The sequence below is a fragment of the Actinoplanes sp. NPDC048791 genome, from assembly GCF_040650095.1.
In the GTDB taxonomy this organism is placed as follows: Bacteria; Actinomycetota; Actinomycetes; order Mycobacteriales; family Micromonosporaceae; genus Actinoplanes.
Genome location: NZ_JBEZGQ010001151.1, coordinates 1 through 2,443, shown reverse-complemented (window position 1 = coordinate 2,443; position 2,443 = coordinate 1). Strand labels below are relative to the sequence as shown.

At 73.5% G+C, this 2,443-nt stretch carries 4 protein-coding genes; 3 read left to right on the top strand and 1 reads right to left on the bottom strand.

The features are described from left to right. Positions 1 to 105 precede the first annotated feature (105 nt). Positions 106 to 348, top strand: a complete 243-nt coding sequence (locus AB0C29_RS43540) for an ATP-binding protein (RefSeq protein WP_360833546.1) — start codon at positions 106 to 108, stop codon at positions 346 to 348. After that, entirely contained in the window at positions 345 to 1,001 is a 657-nt protein-coding gene (locus AB0C29_RS43535; RefSeq protein ID WP_360833544.1) for a response regulator transcription factor, read from the top strand. The genes AB0C29_RS43540 and AB0C29_RS43535 overlap by 4 nt, the downstream gene beginning before the upstream one ends. Before the next feature lie 16 nt (positions 1,002 to 1,017). On the opposite strand, the gene AB0C29_RS43530 is transcribed toward AB0C29_RS43535, so the two are convergent. After that, positions 1,018 to 1,764, bottom strand: a complete 747-nt coding sequence (locus AB0C29_RS43530) for a class I SAM-dependent methyltransferase (protein ID WP_360833542.1) — start codon at positions 1,762 to 1,764, stop codon at positions 1,018 to 1,020. 67 nt (positions 1,765 to 1,831) lie between these two features. On the opposite strand from AB0C29_RS43530, the gene AB0C29_RS43525 reads away from it, so the two are divergent. Then, the coding region (locus AB0C29_RS43525) for an MOSC domain-containing protein (protein WP_360833548.1) at positions 1,832 to 2,443 on the top strand (612 nt) is incomplete at its 3' end.

Genomic DNA, 2,443 nt, shown 5'->3' with positions numbered 1-2,443 from the left:
GCTCGATCGAACAGGTCGACTCGCTCAAGTCCAGCTATCCGGGCGCCTGCGACACCGGGCTCACCGTCTTCGACGATCCGCTGGACGCCGCCCTCCCTCACCAACGTGCTCAAACACGCCGGCGCCGCGAGCGCGACGGTCACCGTCGACTTCGGGACGGACGGGCTGCACCTGACGGTGGAGGACGACGGCAAGGCGGCGCACTCCCCGTCGGGCGGGGGTCAGGGGCTGATCGGGATGCGCGAGCGGGTGACGCTGTTCGGCGGCGAGCTGACGGCCGGGCCGCGCCCCGAGGGCGGCTTCTCGGTGCGGGCGCGGCTGCCGGTGCCGGTGCAGGTGAGCCGATGAGCATTTCGGTGGTGATCGCGGACGACCAGCGGATGCTGCGGGCCGGGCTGCGCATGGTCATCGAGACCGAGCCGGATCTGACCGTGGTGGGCGAGGCCAGCGACGGCACCGAGGCGGTCAGCGTGGTGCGGCGGCTGCGCCCGGACGTCGTGCTGATGGACATCGCGATGCCCCGCCAGGACGGGCTCAGCGCCACCCGGACCCTGCTGGCGGCGCCGCACCCGCCGCGGATCATCGTGCTGACCACCTTCGACACCGACGAGAACCTGTACCGGGCGCTGCAGGCCGGGGCGAGCGGCTTCCTGCTCAAGGTGTCCTCCCCGGAGCACCTGATCACCGCGATCCGGGTGGTGGCCGGCGGTGAGGCGCTGCTCGACCCGGCTGTCACGACGCGGGTGATCTCGGCGTTCGCGGGGCGTCCGGGGCCGGCGCCGGCGCCCGAGCTGGACGAGCTGACTCCGCGCGAGGTGGACGTGCTGCGACTGCTGGCCCGGGGGATGTCCAACGCGGAGATCTCGGCGGAGCTGGGGGTGGGCGAGGCCACGGTCAAGACCCATGTGGCGCGGGTGCTGATGAAGCTCGGGCTGCGGGACCGGGTGCAGGCGGTGGTCTACGCGTACGAGTCAGGCCTGGTCCGGGCCGGCGGCGGTTGAGCGCTGCGCCGGTCGGTCACGGGGCGGTGGCGGTGGCGAAGACGCGGCGCAGGGACGCGAAGGTGTCCAGCGAGCGGCGGCCCTCGTCCTGCAGCGACCGTACCGCCGGGTCGGACCCGTCCGCCGCGACGGCTTCCTGCCACACCCGGCGCTCCGCCTCGCGCCAGTCGGGCCTCTCGTGCACCCGTACGTCCAGAAAACCGGCCGCCGGCAGGTCGCGCCGGAGGTCGACCGCCTGGATCCGCGGCGGGGCCTGCCCGTCGGCGGCTTCCCAGCAGGTCAGGGCCAGCCGGCCGCCGGGCGCCAGGAGCCGGCGGAACTCGGCCAGGGCGGCGAGCGGCGGATCGGCGAACTGCACCGCGTCCACGCACATGAGCCCGTCCGCGGCTCCGGCGGGCAGCCCGGTCGCGACCAGGGTGCCGAGCCGGAACTCGGCCCGGCCGGCGGGGAGCCGGCGGGTGCCGAGGGCGGTGGCCAGCTCCAAAGCCACGGCCGAGAAGTCGACTCCGACCAGGCGGGTGCCGGTGTGGTGGGCGACCTCGATGCCGTAGCCGCCGCGGCCGCAGGCGACGTCGAGCAGCAGCCCGTCCCGGGGCAGGCGTAGTTCGCTGGTCAGCTCGGTGACGGCCGGCTCGGGCAGTACGCCGGCCAGCTCCGGCGGCAGTCGCAGGGCGCGGGCGATGATGGCGTCGCGGGCGGGTGAGGCGGCCATGTCCGCGTACCACTGGTCGAAATAGCCGGCGTCCGGCCTCGCTGCGGTCATAGCGGCATTGTCGCGGCCCGTTGGTGTTCCCCGCCGGGCGGGACGGGTGGAGGATGGCGGGGTGGCGATGCTGCGCTCGGTCAACGTCGGTCTGCCCAAGGACGTGCTGTGGCAGGGACGGACGGTCCACACCGGTATCTGGAAACAGCCGGTCGGCGGCGCGGCCACGGTGCGCCGGTTGAACATCGACGGCGACGGGCAGGGTGACCTCGGTGGGCACGGCGGCGAGAACCGGGCTGTCTTCGTGTACCAGCTGGAGTCGTACCGGTATTGGCAGCAGCTGCTCGGCCGCGACGACTTCGGCTACGGCCAGTTCGGCGAGAACCTGACCGTCGAAGGGCTGCCGGACGACGAGGTGTGCATCGGTGACCGCTACCGGATCGGGACGGCACTGTTCGAGGTGACCCAGCCGCGGGTCACCTGCTACCGGGTCGGGATCCGGCTCGACGACCCCCGGATGCCGGCGTTGCTCGTGCAGCACCACCGGCCGGGCTTCTACTTCCGGGTGCTGCAGGAGGGCGACATCCGGGCCGGCGACGAGATCCTCAAGGTCGCCGACGGCCCGGAACGGATGAGCGTGGCCGAAGTGGACGGTCTGCTGTACCTGCCGGGCCACCCCGCCGACCGGATCGAGCGGGCGCTGCGGATTCCCGCGCTCAGCCCCGGCTGGCAGGGCTCC